Source organism: Deferribacter thermophilus, from assembly GCF_049472675.1.
Classification (GTDB): Bacteria; Chrysiogenota; Deferribacteres; order Deferribacterales; family Deferribacteraceae; genus Deferribacter; species Deferribacter thermophilus.
In genome coordinates, this window is the sequence record NZ_JAPNXM010000020.1 from 1 (window position 1) to 13,799 (window position 13,799).

Sequence of the window (13,799 nt, forward strand, 5' to 3'; positions counted from 1 at the left end):
ATTGAGTAGAAAATTGAGCAAAATTTAAGAAAAATGATGAAAATTGAAAAACATAGAAATTATGCAATAGCCTTATTTATATTTTTTAGGAAGTTTTTTTGCAAAATCATTATAAATAAATTGATAAATCCCTTTATATTTTTTTAACCCTTTAGCAAAGTGAATTAAAAATAAATCTTGATTATGTTCTTCACCAATTATGAAACCAGCAGGCTTTCCATTTACATAGTAAATCAATCCACAAAGAACAAGCTCTTCTAAAAGATCAAGGGCTTCTAGGCATTCAAAAAAATCGGTTTCATTTTTAGATAGAGTGTTTTCATCAACCCATTCTTCAAGGATTTTTTTAGCGTTTTTTACTTCATTTGAGAGTAAAGCTTTAACTTCTACTTCATAAAGATTTTTAAACTGCTTAACTAGATTCCTCTTTTTATGCAGCTTTCTCCCACTATATGAAGATATCTTTTCAACAGTATATATGTAATCTGAATCACCATCAAAATAGTAGTAATTATGTTCTTTAAAATATTTTAGCCATTTTTCATCAATGGGGAATAGATAATCTACATCATTTTGTAGTTCCTTAAAAAGATTAGCTGTATTTTCATCTATTTCAAAAATTGGCATAATATATGTTTTGTTATCGTAAGTTTTACCTTTGATAAAAAAATATCTTTCGTTGTTAAAATCAGTTGAGCAGACTTCATATTGATGTTTTTTTCTAAAAAGGTAAAGATTTGCAAAATTGTACTCAGAAATCATCGTGTCAATACTTTTGAGTTTATTAAAAAGTATATTTTTATGTGATAACTCTAATTGTTCACAATTCATCTTTTTGCCACCTCTTTGATCTATAGTGTCTAAATATAAATAAACATTGTATAAAAATTGAGATATTCATGCTCCACCAGATAAATGTAGCATTTAATTTCAAAATTACAACACATAAAAAGGCAAGAGGTATTCTTATTAACCATAAAGATGTTAAAACTATTTTCATCACACTTTTAGTATCACCTGCACCTGATATCCCTCCACCTAATATGACACCAAAAGCCATAAATGGCTCGCTAATCATACTAATTATTAGATATTTTATTGTCTCGTTTATAACTATTTGATTATTTGATAAAACATTAGCTATATTTTTTGCATTTATTATGACAATTATAGTTATTATTGTTATTAAAGCAGCTCCCATTATAGCTGTTACAAGTCCATTATTATATGCCTCATCCTTTTTCTTTTCTCCTAATAAATTTCCCACAATTACAGCATTTGCCATATTGAAGGCGAATGCTGGTAAAAATATTGCAGATTCTATTCTGATTCCATTTGTGAAAGCTGCCATTACTTCTACTGGGTTTATTTTTAAGCTATTAATTATTAAAAAAATTACTGTTGATCCAAGTTGCCAGCCAATTTGTAAAATTCCACTTGGTATTCCAATCTTTAATACCTTTTTGATAGTTTCAAATTGTGGTTTAATTATTTTTAAATAGTTTTTTAAATAGAAACTGTTTAGCATAGCACCAATCATTACGCTTACAGCAGTTGATAAAGCAATCCCTTTGAAATTGAGCTTGGTATGAAAAACAAAATAAAAGTTAAGAGCTACATTTGATAAACTAACAATAATCATTGTTAAAAGTGATAATTTTACTTTGTTGATAGATCTAAGAATCCCATTTGTTAAAATTAATACATAATGAAAAAAAATACCGAGAGTGTATATGAAAGCAAGTTCTGCAGCTATTGATCTCACTTCGTAGTGTATCGGTATCGATAATGTGACTTTTTTTGAAAATAAAAGCCCTAATATCATTGTGATAAACCCTATAAGTAATGCAAAATAATAAACTGTGCTGATCGAAATAATTAAATTTTCTGTATTTTTTTCACTCCATTTTCTTGAAATCAGTGCTACTGTTCCCATAGTGACAGCATTAATAATAACAATTAGAACAAAATAGATTTGGGATACAAATCCAACTGCAGCTTGATATTCTTTCCCAAGTTTTCCTGCAATAAAAACATCTGTAATGGAGATAATAAATTCTGCAAACATTATTAAAATCATTGGCCAGCTTTGTTGCCAACTTTTTTTAATCAAACTTTTCACTTTTCAAACCATCATTTTTTTTATAGACAATTATAGTTTATATATGTTAATTACACAATGTATTTATTTTATTGGAGGCTATAATGTTTTTTGATATTGCTTTTGTTTTTTATCTTCTTGCTTTGTTACATAGTATGTTGTACTTTTTCTTAGGTTATAAAAATCTGGTGAAGGTGTTGAATTTTTTTGTTGTTTTAGGCTTGACTTTGAATACCATATTTTTAGTAAAACTTTTTGCACTGCCAGGGAATTCACCCTTTGATACCATTGGTGAAATATTTGTGTTTTTGGTTTTTTCTATTAATATCTTTTATTTGATTATCTACTGGCTGTATAAAAGGCCTTTATTATATTTTGCGCTTTCGCCAATAATTTTAATACTATCAATTGTTTCAATTTTTACTTTGGATAATGTATATTCTGTATCTGTTAATAATAATTTTTGGCTATATATACATTTACCTTTTGTAATCTTTGGTACGAGCTTATTTTTAATGTCTGCAATAACTGGCATAATATATTTTTTACAGGAAAAACAGTTAAAAAAGAAAAATTTTGGTTTGTTGTTTAATAAATTTCCACCATTGGAAACAATAAACAAACTTAATAATTTTACTCTATTAAGCGGGTTTTCTTTCTATACAATTGGTGTAATAAGTGGTTTTATATGGTCATTTTATTTATTAAACTTTTCATTTTTATCAAATCCAAAAATTTTATTTGCAATGATTAGTTGGTGTATATTTGGTGCAATTATTTTACTAAAATTATTTAGAGGTTTAAGCCCTAAAAATATTGCTTTTTTGAGTATATTAGGGTTTATTTCGATCTGTATTACATATTTAGTAGTTATTTTATTGATGAGAGGTTAGTATGCAATTAGCTGTTGTAGGGGTAAACCATAATACAGCCCCTGTTGAAATTAGAGAAAAGTTGGCATTAGATGATGAACAATTAAAAAATGAATATAATTTGATTTTAAGTAATGATAGGATTTATGAAGCACTTATTATATCAACTTGTAATAGGGTAGAATATTACATAGTAACGGATGATTTTCTCTGCAATGTGGAAAGTGTTATAAACAGGTTAGCAGAAAGAATAGAAGAGCAGGTTTATGAAGTCAGAAAATATATCTATATTTATTGTGGGAATGAGGCTTTAAAACATCTTTTCAAAGTGGCTTGTGGGCTTGATTCTTTAGTTTTAGGAGAGCCACAAATATTAGGTCAGGTTAAAGATGCTTTTGAAAAGGCAAAAGTTTATGGGAAATACGATACATTTTTAAAGCATTTAGAACAAGTTACATTAAAGACTGCTAAAAAGGTTAGAACACATACTGGTATTTCAGAGAACCCAGTTTCTGTTAGCTATGCTGCTGTTGAATTAGCCAAAAAAATTTTTGGTGAGTTAAACAATAATACAGCACTTATTATTGGTGCCGGTGAAATGTGCGAATTGGCAGCAAAGCACTTAGTAACATCGAATATAAAGAAGATTTATGTGACAAATAGGACATATTCTAGAGCTGAAGCTTTGGCAGAAGAGGTAGGTGGTGAAGCCATATTTTTTGATAAGTTTTATACAAAATTGAGTGATGTAGATATAGTTATTAGTTCTACCGGTGCACCAACTTACATTTTAACTTATGATCAAGTTAAATCTGTTATGAAGCAGAGAAAATTTTCTCCTATGTTTTTTATAGATATTGCTGTTCCAAGGGATATTGATCCCGAAATTGAGCGACTTGATAATGTGTATGTGTATGACATTGATGATCTCAAAGAGGTTGTTGAAGCTAATAAAAGGGAAAGACAAAAGGAAGCTGCAAAAGCTCTTAAATATATAGAACATTCAGTAGAAGATTTTAACAAATGGTTGGAATCTTTAAAAATAGTTCCAACAATAAAACTTATCAGATCTACATTTGAAGATATAAAAGATGCAGAATTAGATAAATTCTTTAGAAAAAATAAAATAGAAGATGAAAATTTAAAAAAGCAAATATCATATCTTCTAACTTCTTACATGAATAAAGTTCTTCATAACCCTTTAAATGTATTAAAAAGTAGAAGTACAGAAAATAGGAAATATACTTTAGCTGAAGCAGCAGAAATATTATTTAAACTAAAGGAGTGAAGATGGAAAAGTTAGTAATTGGTACAAGAGGTAGTAAGTTAGCACTTTGGCAAGCAAATTACATTAAGTCTTTGATTGAGGAAAAACATAATATTTCAGTGGAATTAAAGATCATTAAAACTACTGGAGATAAAATTTTGGATACCCCTTTAGCTAAAATTGGTGGAAAAGGGCTGTTTGTGAAAGAGATAGAGGAAGAGCTTTTGAATAAAAATGTTGATATAGCAGTGCATTCCATGAAGGATGTGCCTGTAGAGCTACCAAATGGTTTGGAAGTAGGTGTTTTCCCTATTAGAGAAGAGCCTTTTGACGCATTTTTATCCTTAAAGTATAATAGCTTACAAGAGTTGCCTGAAGGTGCAGTAGTTGGGACAAGTAGTCTTAGAAGAAAAGTGCAGTTAATAAAGAAATATCCACATTTAAAAATAAAGGATTTAAGGGGGAATGTGGATACAAGAATCAGAAAGTTAACCGAAGGCCAGTTTGATGCAATAATTCTTGCAAAAGCAGGATTGAAAAGATTGGGACTACTTGAGCATGTAAAACAAACCATTGATGACTCATTGATGATACCAGCTGTCTGCCAGGGGACACTGGGGATTGAATATAGAGAAGATGATAAAAAAGTACAAGAAATTATTAACTTTTTGAATCATGAGGAGACTGTTTATAGGACAAAAGCAGAAAGAGCATTTTTGAAAAAATTAGAGGGTGGTTGTCAGGTGCCATTAGGTTGTCTTGCTATTTTAGATGGTAATGTTTTAAAGGTTAAAGGGTTTTTATCAGATTTGAAGGGTGAAAAGTTTTTGTATGAGGAGATTGAAGGTGATAAAAGTGATGCTGTTAAATTAGGGTTACAATTAGCTGAAAAGATTTTGTCAAAAGGTGGGAAAAAGATAATAGAAGAGATTTATGCACAAGGGGATTGAAAGAGTTTTAGTTACAAGACAACCAGAACAATCAGTAGAATTTATAAATCTATTATCAACAAATGGGTTTTACCCATTTTTGTTGCCATTAATAGAAACGGTTCAGTTGTCAAATTTGCCTAAGCATAATTATTATGACTACATTATTTTTACAAGTGGGAATGCTGTAATTTATTCTTTACATTTTTTAAGAGTATTGAAATATGAAAATCTTGTTGCTGTTGGTGAAAAAACAAAAAGTCAGCTGGAATATTATGGGTTTAATGTGGATATTGTTCCAGAGGAGTTTAGTGCAAAGGGGCTAATGAACTTTTTTGATACACAACATATTGAAAGTAAAAGTATTTTGATACCTACTACAAAAATTGCTAAAGATGATTTGGCAAATTATCTAAAAGATAGAGGTTGTTTAGTAGAGAGATGCTTTGTTTATGATACAATAGAAAAAATATATGCAAAAGGTTATTTAGAAGATTTTATAAAAAGATTTCGTATAGAAGTCATAACTTTTGCATCACCAAGTGCTGTAAGGTCATTTTTTAAACAGATAAATGATTTAGATTTGAAAAATTACTTATTTGTTGCAATTGGAAATGTGACTGCAAAAGAGTTAAAGGGGTATGGTGTTGAATGTATTTATCCTGATCGTTATACTATAAATGATTTGGTAAACCTTTTAATTAAAATAAAAACTTCTGGAGGTTAATATGACATTTCCTGTGGTTAGGAGTAGAAGATTAAGAAGAAATGAGACAATTCGTAGAATGGTTAGAGAGACTAAGCTTTCTGTGGATGACTTAATATATCCATTGTTTGTTGTTGAAGGTGAAAATGTGAAAAATGAGATTAAATCAATGCCCGGAAATTACCAGATGAGTATAGATAATATAGTAAAAGAATGCATTGAAGTGGAAAAATTAGGGATTCCTGCTGTGATACTTTTTGGAATTCCAGAGCATAAGGATGAAGTGGGTAGTGAAGCATATAATGATGAAGGGGTAATTCAAAAAGCAATTAAAGCGATTAAAGGGAATACGAGAGATTTATATGTAATTACAGATGTATGTATGTGTGAATATACAAATCATGGACATTGCGGTATTATTAAGGATGGCGATGTGGATAATGATGAAACTCTGAAATATTTAGCATTAGAGGCTTTGAGCCATGCAAAAGCAGGGGCTGATATGGTTGCTCCAAGCGATATGATGGATGGTAGAGTTGCAGCTATTCGTGATATTTTGGATGAAAATGGTTTTTATAATATTCCTATAATGAGTTATGCTGTCAAATATGCCTCATCATTTTATGGCCCATTTAGAGAAGCTGCTGAGAGCACCCCAGCTTTTGGTGATAGAAGATCTTATCAAATGGATCCACCAAATAGATTAGAAGCTTTAAAGGAAGCTGAGTTAGATATTGCAGAAGGGGCAGATATTATTATGGTAAAACCTGCATTACCTTATCTTGATATTATCCGTGATTTGAGAGAGAATTTTAATGTTCCTATTGCTGCTTATAATGTAAGTGGAGAATTTTCCATGTTGAAGGCTGCTATAGAAAAAGGGTGGCTGGATGAAAAGGTGATATATGAATCATTAATTTCTATAAAAAGAGCAGGGGCTGATTTAATATTGACATATTTTGCTAAAGAAATTGCGGAGCAATTGTAGTGGAAGATTTGTTTAAAGGTTGTGAAGCATTTAGATGGAATGGTACTGAGTTAGAAGAGATACATTTTTATGAAAAGATTAAAGAGGGAGATTTAATAGGAATAGATAAACAAAAAGAGTTAGTGATTAAAAATATTGAATCTTTTTTGTCAGATGGTTTAGCATTAAATATGCTTCTATGGGGGGAGCGTGGTTGTGGGAAATCTTCTTTAATTAATATGTTACTTAATGAATATCATGATAGGGGGCTTAGAGTTATTGAATTTCCCCAAGATAAAATTGAATCAATTTATAAATTATTTAAGATTCTTAGACCGCATGAAAAATATAGGTTTATCCTTTTTTTTGATGATATTTCTTTTGATAATCAAGATATCTTTTACCGTAAATTTAAATCAATAATGGAAGGTGGACTAGAATCTAAACCATTTAACATTATTTATGTAGCGACATCTAATAAAAGGCATTTAATTTCAGATAAAGTGTATGATACTGAGTCTGGATCTCATTATGATAGGGATGAAATTAATGAAGCAATTTCACTTTACGCAAGATTTGGTCTTGTAATTGGGTTTTATCCTATTAGTAGAGAGATTTATTTAAATATATGTAGGAATTACTTAAAAAAATATAATATTACTGAATGGGAAGGCTGGGAAAAAGAAGCAGAAAATTTTGCAATAAATAGAGGTGGACGAACTGGTCGTGTTGCAAAACAGTTTGTAATATATAAGAAAATCTTTGGATAATAAAAAAGGGGGGCTTCAGCACCCCTTTTTTTATTTAGAGTAAACTGAGAATTATTTTTTAATTCCTGCGATTTCTTCAAGCATATCAGTAGTAACTGATTTAGGCCTTTCGATTGGATAACCAAGAGCTCTATCCCAAGTAATGTTAGCAAGAACACCAAGAGCTCTACCAATGCCAAACAATACTGTGTAGAAATCGTATTCTCTAACACCATAATGCCACTGAATAACACCTGAGTGAGCGTCAACATTTGGCCATGGGTTTTTAGCTTTACCATGTTTTTCAAGAACGCCAGGTACAACTTCATAAAGCATGCTAACTATTTGGAATAATTCATCATCTGGTAAATGTTTGAGAGCAAATTCTCTTTGAGCTGTGTATCTTGGGTCAGTTTTTCTAAGAACAGCATGACCATATCCAGGAATAACTTGTCCACTATTTAATGTATCCCAGCAAAACTGCTCAAGATCTTCTTTTGTAGGCATTTTATCACCATATCTTGCACGAAGATCTTGGATCCATTTTAAAACTTCTTGGTTAGCAAGACCGTGTAATGGACCAGCAAGACCGTTGAGACCAGCAGAAAGTGAATAGTAAGCATCAGAAAGAGCTGAAGCAACAAGGTGTGTAGTATGTGCAGATACATTACCACTTTCATGGTCTGAGTGAAGGATGAAATACATCCTCATAACATCATCATAAGGCTTGTCAATACCCATCATGTGAGCAAAATCACCACCAAAATCTAAATCAGGATTTGATGGTATTGGAGTATCCCCTTTATATTTCATCCTATAAATATAAGCACCAATTTCAGGTAATTTTGCAAGAAGATCTAATACATCTTCATACATGTATTCCCAGTAATTAAATTTATTCATTTTCCCTTCTGCATAAGCTTTAGCAAACTTGGACTCTCTTTGCATTGAAAGAACAGCTGCTGAAAACATAGTCATAGGATGAGTATCTCTTGGCATAGTTCTTAAAAGATCGTAAACATATTGAGGAACTTGTTTTCTCTTTTTGAACTCTTCGATAACTTCTTGAACATCCTCTTCAGTTGGGATATCACCAGTTAAAAGAAGATAGAAGTGCCCTTCAACATAAGGCATTTCACAACCAGCTGGTTTAGGAAGTTTTTCTAATACTTCTGGGATTGTATATCCACGAAATCTAATCCCTTCATAAGGATCAAGGTAAGAGATGTCAGTAACCAAACATTTAATCCCTCTCATCCCACCAATAACTTGAGAAATTGTTACATCACAAACTTTTACATCTCCATATTCTTTTACAAGTCTAGTAGTCCTAGGTCTGTGCTCTTCGATCTTCTTGGCAAGTTTTTCTTTTAGTTTACTCATAGATACCTCCTCAGGTTTAATCATTATTTATTATAAAACGCTATTTATTTTTATCACTAATCATTAATTATGTCAACATGAAATTGTATACAATATGCAATATCATGAAATTGAATGGTGTTAAAATATATTTTTCATCAATAAGATAAATTCATGTTATAGAAAAAAACTATCAGATTGTAATATTAAAATCTGATAAAATATTATTTGACTAACAGAGTATTTATAAATAATTAAGGATTATGCTAGGGTTTGTTTTAGTTTTAATTAGTGCTTTTTTTCACTCAGTTTGGAATATGCTATTGAAATCATCATTTAACAAGTACCACTTTAATTTTTTTATACATATTACAAACTTTGTTTTATTTTCTTTTATATATCTGATTTTTTTTAAAAGCTACTTTTATCTCAAATTTAACATATTTTTATACTCACTCTTGGCATCACTGTTTTTTTCACTTTATCATATCTGTTTATCAACTGCCTATAGATATGGTGAACTTAGTTCATATTATCCTATAATTAATAGCTCTCCTCTATTTGTTTTTATTTGGGCTAAATTCTTATTAAAGGAAAAGGTCTCAGTTTTTGGGATTATAGGGATAATTATGATTATATTGGGAGTTTATATAATTACATCTGAAGTAACTTCAAATGAAAAAAGAAATTTTAATGGAATAGTTTTTTCGCTTTTAGCTGCAATATTTTATTCTTTTGGTGCTCTAATTGATAAAATAGGTGTTAGTGGTGATAATATTTTTCTTTATATATATTTTTTAACAATGTTTATGACCATACAGATGTGGTTATTTAATAGGAAATTTATAAAAGAGAAGCCATTAGATACTGTTAAAAGAGATTTTATAAAAATATTATTTGGTGGTTGTGTACTCTTAGGTTCAATTTTTTCCTACAGATTTGGTCTTAGTATGGTAAATCTTTCCTATGCTATATTTTTAAGGCAAGCAAATGTTTTATTTGGTGTGATTTTAGGGTATCTCTTTTTAAAAGAAAAAATAACTATTTATAAACTAATTGGAGCTTTTTTGATTTTTATAGGAATTAATATTTTGAGAATCTTAAACTAATGGCATGATTTTTGCTCTAATTTTAAGTAGGTAGTGGAACAACCACGCCAATTCAATTTTGTGGGGTAGGGGGTACCCCCTCTTTTTATTCTATTAAAATTGTAACTTGTCTGTTGTTTAGATGTTCAATGGCAGTAGTTATTTCATCTGAAATGATTGTAATGACAGTTTTCCCTTTTTCATTGTTTCTAGCAGATCTTACATTCACTATTTTCCCTTTTATGCGCTTTTTATCTGTTTTAATTTTTTCATTGGAGGACTTTTCATTTATTATAGGAAAGGTTATTGCTGGTAAAATTTTTATATCCATATTTACCTCTTTGAATAATAATCGGATTGTATCGATTAATCTTTATAGAAACTATTTATAAAAGAATGATCGTATAAACCAAGGTATTCTCGATGTCGTTTAAAATCTTCTAAATATTTGTTAAAAATATTATTTAGTTTTATAATCTTTTGGTTTGAGACTACAATCTTTTTTTCTAACCTTCTTAAAAGTTCGTTTAAAACAGCTTTTTTTCTTCTTTTTTTACAATCTGATAGCTTTAATAAAACTTTTTCTTTGATTTTTTTAAGTCGATTTAATTTGTTTTTTTCATCAAGAAGCATTTTATGTGCTATTTCAACTTTTTTAGAATAACTTAAATATGTATCACTCTTTAGTTGATTTATTTCCTGTTTTAAATATGATAATTCATCCATAATTTTTTATAAAGAATTTTATATGAAGATTCAAGAGAAGTTAAATTTACTTTATAAATTACTTGATAATTTTTATGGAGATTTGAAATGGTGGCCTGCTGAGACTCCATTTGAAGTTTGTGTAGGAGCTATTTTAACACAAAATACAAACTGGACAAATGTTGAAAAGGCAATTAAGAATCTAAAAGAAAAAAATTTATTGACTTACAAAAAATTAATTGAAATTGATACTGAGCAATTAAAACGGTTAATAAAGCCAGCTGGATTTTATAATCAAAAAGCAGAAAGGATTAAAATATTTTGTGATTTTGTAGATAAAAAATTAGATGGAGATATTTTATCTTTAAAAAAATTCTCAATAGAAGATGCAAGAGAAATGTTATTATCTTTAAAGGGTGTAGGAAAAGAGACTGCTGACTCAATCCTTTTGTATGCGTTGGATTTTAAAATATTTGTTGTTGATGCTTATACTATGAGGCTGTTTAAAAGATATGGGGTGGGAGATTACGATAACTATGATAAATGTCAAGATTTTGTGCACAAAAATTTTCGTGGCGACCTTTATGAATATAAAAATTTTCATGCATGTATTGTTGAGTTATGTAAATCGTATTGTAAAAAGAAACCATTATGTAATTTTTGTATATTGAAAAAATATTGTAATAAAAATATTGAGTAATTATATAATAAATGGGTGAGATGGTCGGGTGATCGCTGGGCTAATAAGCCTGGAGGAAAGTCCGGACACCACAGGGCAGGGTAGTCGGTAACACCGACCTGCCGTGAGGCAGGGAAAGTGCCACAGAAAACAGACCGCCGAGCACCTCATTTTAGGTGTTTTATTTGTTAATATTAAAATATCTACAATGAGGTGCTCGGTAAGGGTGAAAAGGTGGGGTAAGAGCCCACCGCTTCATCTGGTGACAGATGAAGGCACGGCAAACCCTACCCGGTGCAAGGCTAAATAGGTGAGCGTTTGAGGGTGGCCCGCCCGATGCTCACGGGTAAGCCGCTTGAGCTTGCTGGCAACAGCAAGCCTAGAGAAATGATCACCGCCCATCAAAGATGATGGGTACAGAATCCGGCTTATAGACCATCTCACCCAATTTTTTTAGATAATAAAAGCACTGTTAGAGCATAATTTATACTGTTATTGTATTTTAATAATGCTTCAAAATTTTTAAATGTTAGCCAATAATCCTTTTCTACTTTAATCACTTTCACAATGTATGAATTTTTTACTTTAAAAGGGGAATAAATATGTTTTTTTATATTTGAATATCTTACAGGCGTATTTAATTTGATTTTTCTTTTGTTTATAATTTTTATTTTTATGGCAGTGGGTTTATTTTTCTTAAAACCATAATGTCTCAGATAATTTGCTACACTTCCAATTGCGTCTGGATGCTCTTTTATTAAGTTTATTTTTCCATTTTTGTTGAAATCTATGCCAAATTTTAAAATGTTTGATGGCATAAACTGAGGAATCCCTATTGCTCCTGCATAAGAAGAATTGATTGAAAATGGATTAATATTTTCTTTGTAAGTGTAATATAAAAAACTTGCTAATTCGTATGTAAAATAGCTTTTTCTTCTTTCAAATTTTGTTGCTAAAGTATACAGGCTGTTTATTGCTTTAAATTGAGGTTTGTGTTGACCGTAAAGAGATTCTATTCCAATTATAGAAGTAATAATTTTATAATCCACATCAAATTGTTTTGAAGCTCTTTTTAACCAATATGAGTGTTTTTTGATATATTCTTTCCCTTTTTTGATTCTTTTTGTATTTATAAAAATTTTCTTATAAGCGGAAAATGGTAGCTTTTCTTTTTGATTATTTATTAATTTAATAACAGTATTATCAATACTTGATTTAGATATAATATTTTGTATATAATCTTGTGGTATTGAATAATAGCTTGTTATGTGGTCAACGATACTTTCTGAGTAGGCAAATATAGAATAACTAAGAAAATAAAATAAACAAAATATGGTTATTTTCATATTTTTAATGTACATAATTAGAAAAATTATACAAGAGGTAGAATATGAAAGAGTTAGAGATTGTGAAAGGTTTGGAAGAATATTATTCAAAAATTAATAAAAAGTACAATAAGGGTAGTAGCTTAAACCCCTTTACATACTATAAATATGTTGATGGTAAGAATGTACCAGTATTTTTTATTGGAACACCTGGCCTTGCTGTTGCTATTTGTGCCACTTTAGTTGCTGGTTTATTATTTTATTTAATACAGTTCCCTTTTAAACTATATATATGGATCCCTTTTGGTGTTTTTGTTGCATTTATAATGAGATTAGCTGTTAAGATAGATAAAGCAAGGCAGATAAGAAATTTTGTTTCTCATCTTGTATTGAGGGGGATAACTTTAATAAAAGAGTTTAGGGATAAAAAAGATCTTGATATTTTAAAAGAAGCCAAAAGAATGTTTAAAGAAGCAAGTAAATGGATAGATGATCCAAAGATTTACAAACAAATTGAAATAATGGAAAAATTCGAAGAAAATTAGTTAAATAAGTTAGGAGAGGACTTATCTTCCTCTCCCCTTCCTAGTATTTGATAATTATTAATGACACTTACTACAAGATTTTCCTCTAGGAACTTTTTTAGCAATATGACATGGCCAGCAGAACTCTTTGTGAACTTTGTTATTAATACCTTTTACAACACCTGGCTCTAGCTTGCCACCACTTTTAATGTTTTTAAGAGCTCCTCCTTCTAAGTGGCAATCAGAACACTGATTATTTTTTTGATGTGCCCAATGAGGAAACTTAACTTCTTTTTTAGTTAATTTTGGGATATCAAAAGATTTTGAAAGATCGATTACTTCTGGACCTTGTCCAGCAATTACTAATGTTGAAAAAGCCAAAATTGCTAATGAGATGATTAATTTTTTCATAAAACCTCCTTTCAATTTTTTAGGATATATATTATATTAAGGCTATTGCATAATTTCTATGTTTTTCAATTTTCATCATTTTTCTTAAATTTTGCTCAATTTTCTACTCAATTT

General features: G+C 29.8%; 16 protein-coding genes and 1 other RNA gene. 10 read left to right on the forward strand and 7 right to left on the reverse strand.

Annotation, left to right across the window (positions count from 1 at the left end):
• Positions 1–72: 72 nt before the first annotated feature.
• Complete coding sequence (locus OWM07_RS10905) at positions 73–831, reverse strand: phosphatidylglycerol lysyltransferase domain-containing protein (protein WP_423303776.1); 759 nt, start codon at positions 829–831, stop codon at positions 73–75.
• Positions 821–2,122: an MATE family efflux transporter gene (locus OWM07_RS10910; protein WP_423303777.1), complete on the reverse strand. Its 1,302-nt coding sequence runs from the start codon at positions 2,120–2,122 to the stop codon at positions 821–823. The genes OWM07_RS10905 and OWM07_RS10910 overlap by 11 nt, the downstream gene beginning before the upstream one ends.
• Positions 2,123–2,205: 83 nt before the next feature.
• Here OWM07_RS10910 and ccsA point away from each other — a divergent pair, with 83 nt between their 5' ends.
• Genes ccsA through OWM07_RS10940 form a run of 6 tightly spaced genes read left to right on the forward strand, consistent with a single transcriptional unit; the run spans position 2,206 to position 7,612 of the window.
• Entirely contained in the window at positions 2,206–2,994 is a 789-nt protein-coding gene (gene ccsA / locus OWM07_RS10915) for a cytochrome c biogenesis protein CcsA (RefSeq protein WP_423303778.1), read from the forward strand.
• 1 nt (position 2,995) lies between these two features.
• The gene (gene hemA, locus OWM07_RS10920) at positions 2,996–4,261 is read left to right on the forward strand and encodes a glutamyl-tRNA reductase (RefSeq protein ID WP_423303779.1); all 1,266 of its coding nucleotides are present in this window, start codon (positions 2,996–2,998) and stop codon (positions 4,259–4,261) included.
• Positions 4,262–4,263: 2 nt separating this feature from the next.
• A complete protein-coding gene (hemC, locus tag OWM07_RS10925) occupies positions 4,264–5,190 on the forward strand; it encodes a hydroxymethylbilane synthase (RefSeq protein WP_423303780.1) in 927 nt (308 codons plus the stop codon).
• The gene (locus tag OWM07_RS10930) at positions 5,174–5,896 is read left to right on the forward strand and encodes a uroporphyrinogen-III synthase (protein WP_423303781.1); all 723 of its coding nucleotides are present in this window, start codon (positions 5,174–5,176) and stop codon (positions 5,894–5,896) included. Before hemC ends, OWM07_RS10930 begins: the two co-directional genes overlap by 17 nt.
• Before the next feature lies 1 nt (position 5,897).
• On the forward strand, positions 5,898–6,863 hold the full coding sequence (gene hemB / locus OWM07_RS10935; protein ID WP_423303782.1) for a porphobilinogen synthase: 966 nt from the start codon (positions 5,898–5,900) through the stop codon (positions 6,861–6,863).
• The gene (locus OWM07_RS10940; RefSeq protein WP_423303783.1) at positions 6,863–7,612 is read left to right on the forward strand and encodes a DUF815 domain-containing protein; all 750 of its coding nucleotides are present in this window, start codon (positions 6,863–6,865) and stop codon (positions 7,610–7,612) included. Before hemB ends, OWM07_RS10940 begins: the two co-directional genes overlap by 1 nt.
• A 51-nt stretch (positions 7,613–7,663) precedes the next feature.
• Here the strand turns inward: OWM07_RS10940 and OWM07_RS10945 are convergent, their stop codons facing one another.
• Positions 7,664–8,974, reverse strand: a complete 1,311-nt coding sequence (locus OWM07_RS10945; protein WP_423303784.1) for a citrate (Si)-synthase — start codon at positions 8,972–8,974, stop codon at positions 7,664–7,666.
• Between the two features lie 242 nt (positions 8,975–9,216).
• On the opposite strand from OWM07_RS10945, the gene OWM07_RS10950 reads away from it, so the two are divergent.
• Complete coding sequence (locus OWM07_RS10950; RefSeq protein ID WP_423303785.1) at positions 9,217–10,062, forward strand: EamA family transporter; 846 nt, start codon at positions 9,217–9,219, stop codon at positions 10,060–10,062.
• An 85-nt stretch (positions 10,063–10,147) separates the two neighbouring features.
• On the opposite strand, the gene OWM07_RS10955 is transcribed toward OWM07_RS10950, so the two are convergent.
• Both OWM07_RS10955 and OWM07_RS10960 read right to left on the reverse strand, forming a co-directional pair.
• Positions 10,148–10,372 (reverse strand): hypothetical protein, encoded by a 225-nt coding sequence (locus OWM07_RS10955; RefSeq protein ID WP_423303787.1) that lies wholly within the window; start codon positions 10,370–10,372, stop codon positions 10,148–10,150.
• Positions 10,373–10,407: 35 nt separating this feature from the next.
• Positions 10,408–10,767, reverse strand: a complete 360-nt coding sequence (locus tag OWM07_RS10960) for a hypothetical protein (protein ID WP_423303788.1) — start codon at positions 10,765–10,767, stop codon at positions 10,408–10,410.
• 22 nt (positions 10,768–10,789) lie between these two features.
• On the opposite strand from OWM07_RS10960, the gene OWM07_RS10965 reads away from it, so the two are divergent.
• Complete coding sequence (locus OWM07_RS10965; RefSeq protein ID WP_423303789.1) at positions 10,790–11,446, forward strand: endonuclease III domain-containing protein; 657 nt, start codon at positions 10,790–10,792, stop codon at positions 11,444–11,446.
• 16 nt (positions 11,447–11,462) lie between these two features.
• Positions 11,463–11,872, forward strand: an RNA gene (gene rnpB, locus OWM07_RS10970) — RNase P RNA component class A.
• Here the strand turns inward: rnpB and OWM07_RS10975 are convergent.
• On the reverse strand, positions 11,866–12,771 hold the full coding sequence (locus OWM07_RS10975) for a lytic murein transglycosylase (RefSeq protein WP_423303790.1): 906 nt from the start codon (positions 12,769–12,771) through the stop codon (positions 11,866–11,868). The two genes, rnpB and OWM07_RS10975, sit on opposite strands and share 7 nt — an antisense overlap.
• A gap of 44 nt (positions 12,772–12,815) precedes the next feature.
• On the opposite strand from OWM07_RS10975, the gene OWM07_RS10980 reads away from it, so the two are divergent.
• The gene (locus OWM07_RS10980) at positions 12,816–13,295 is read left to right on the forward strand and encodes a hypothetical protein (RefSeq protein WP_423303791.1); all 480 of its coding nucleotides are present in this window, start codon (positions 12,816–12,818) and stop codon (positions 13,293–13,295) included.
• Between the two features lie 57 nt (positions 13,296–13,352).
• Here the strand turns inward: OWM07_RS10980 and OWM07_RS10985 are convergent, their stop codons facing one another.
• Positions 13,353–13,685 carry a cytochrome C gene (locus OWM07_RS10985; RefSeq protein ID WP_423303792.1) on the reverse strand — a complete coding sequence of 111 codons (333 nt, stop codon included), beginning with the start codon at positions 13,683–13,685 and terminating at the stop codon, positions 13,353–13,355.
• Positions 13,686–13,799: the final 114 nt, after the last annotated feature.

Excerpts from the sequence above, each read along its gene's own strand:
- hemA (WP_423303779.1), top strand. The coding sequence starts at position 2,996 with ATGCAATTAGCTGTTGTAGGGGTAAACCATAATACAGCCCCTGTTGAA.
- OWM07_RS10965 (WP_423303789.1), top strand. The coding sequence starts at position 10,790 with ATGAAGATTCAAGAGAAGTTAAATTTACTTTATAAATTACTTGATAAT.
- OWM07_RS10975 (WP_423303790.1), bottom strand. The coding sequence starts at position 12,771 with ATGAAAATAACCATATTTTGTTTATTTTATTTTCTTAGTTATTCTATA.
- hemC (WP_423303780.1), top strand. The coding sequence starts at position 4,264 with ATGGAAAAGTTAGTAATTGGTACAAGAGGTAGTAAGTTAGCACTTTGG.
- OWM07_RS10905 (WP_423303776.1), bottom strand. The coding sequence starts at position 831 with ATGAATTGTGAACAATTAGAGTTATCACATAAAAATATACTTTTTAAT.
- OWM07_RS10930 (WP_423303781.1), top strand. The coding sequence starts at position 5,174 with ATGCACAAGGGGATTGAAAGAGTTTTAGTTACAAGACAACCAGAACAA.
- OWM07_RS10950 (WP_423303785.1), top strand. The coding sequence starts at position 9,217 with ATGCTAGGGTTTGTTTTAGTTTTAATTAGTGCTTTTTTTCACTCAGTT.
- OWM07_RS10955 (WP_423303787.1), bottom strand. The coding sequence starts at position 10,372 with ATGGATATAAAAATTTTACCAGCAATAACCTTTCCTATAATAAATGAA.
- OWM07_RS10960 (WP_423303788.1), bottom strand. The coding sequence starts at position 10,767 with ATGGATGAATTATCATATTTAAAACAGGAAATAAATCAACTAAAGAGT.
- OWM07_RS10980 (WP_423303791.1), top strand. The coding sequence starts at position 12,816 with ATGAAAGAGTTAGAGATTGTGAAAGGTTTGGAAGAATATTATTCAAAA.
- ccsA (WP_423303778.1), top strand. The coding sequence starts at position 2,206 with ATGTTTTTTGATATTGCTTTTGTTTTTTATCTTCTTGCTTTGTTACAT.
- OWM07_RS10945 (WP_423303784.1), bottom strand. The coding sequence starts at position 8,974 with ATGAGTAAACTAAAAGAAAAACTTGCCAAGAAGATCGAAGAGCACAGA.
- hemB (WP_423303782.1), top strand. The coding sequence starts at position 5,898 with ATGACATTTCCTGTGGTTAGGAGTAGAAGATTAAGAAGAAATGAGACA.
- OWM07_RS10985 (WP_423303792.1), bottom strand. The coding sequence starts at position 13,685 with ATGAAAAAATTAATCATCTCATTAGCAATTTTGGCTTTTTCAACATTA.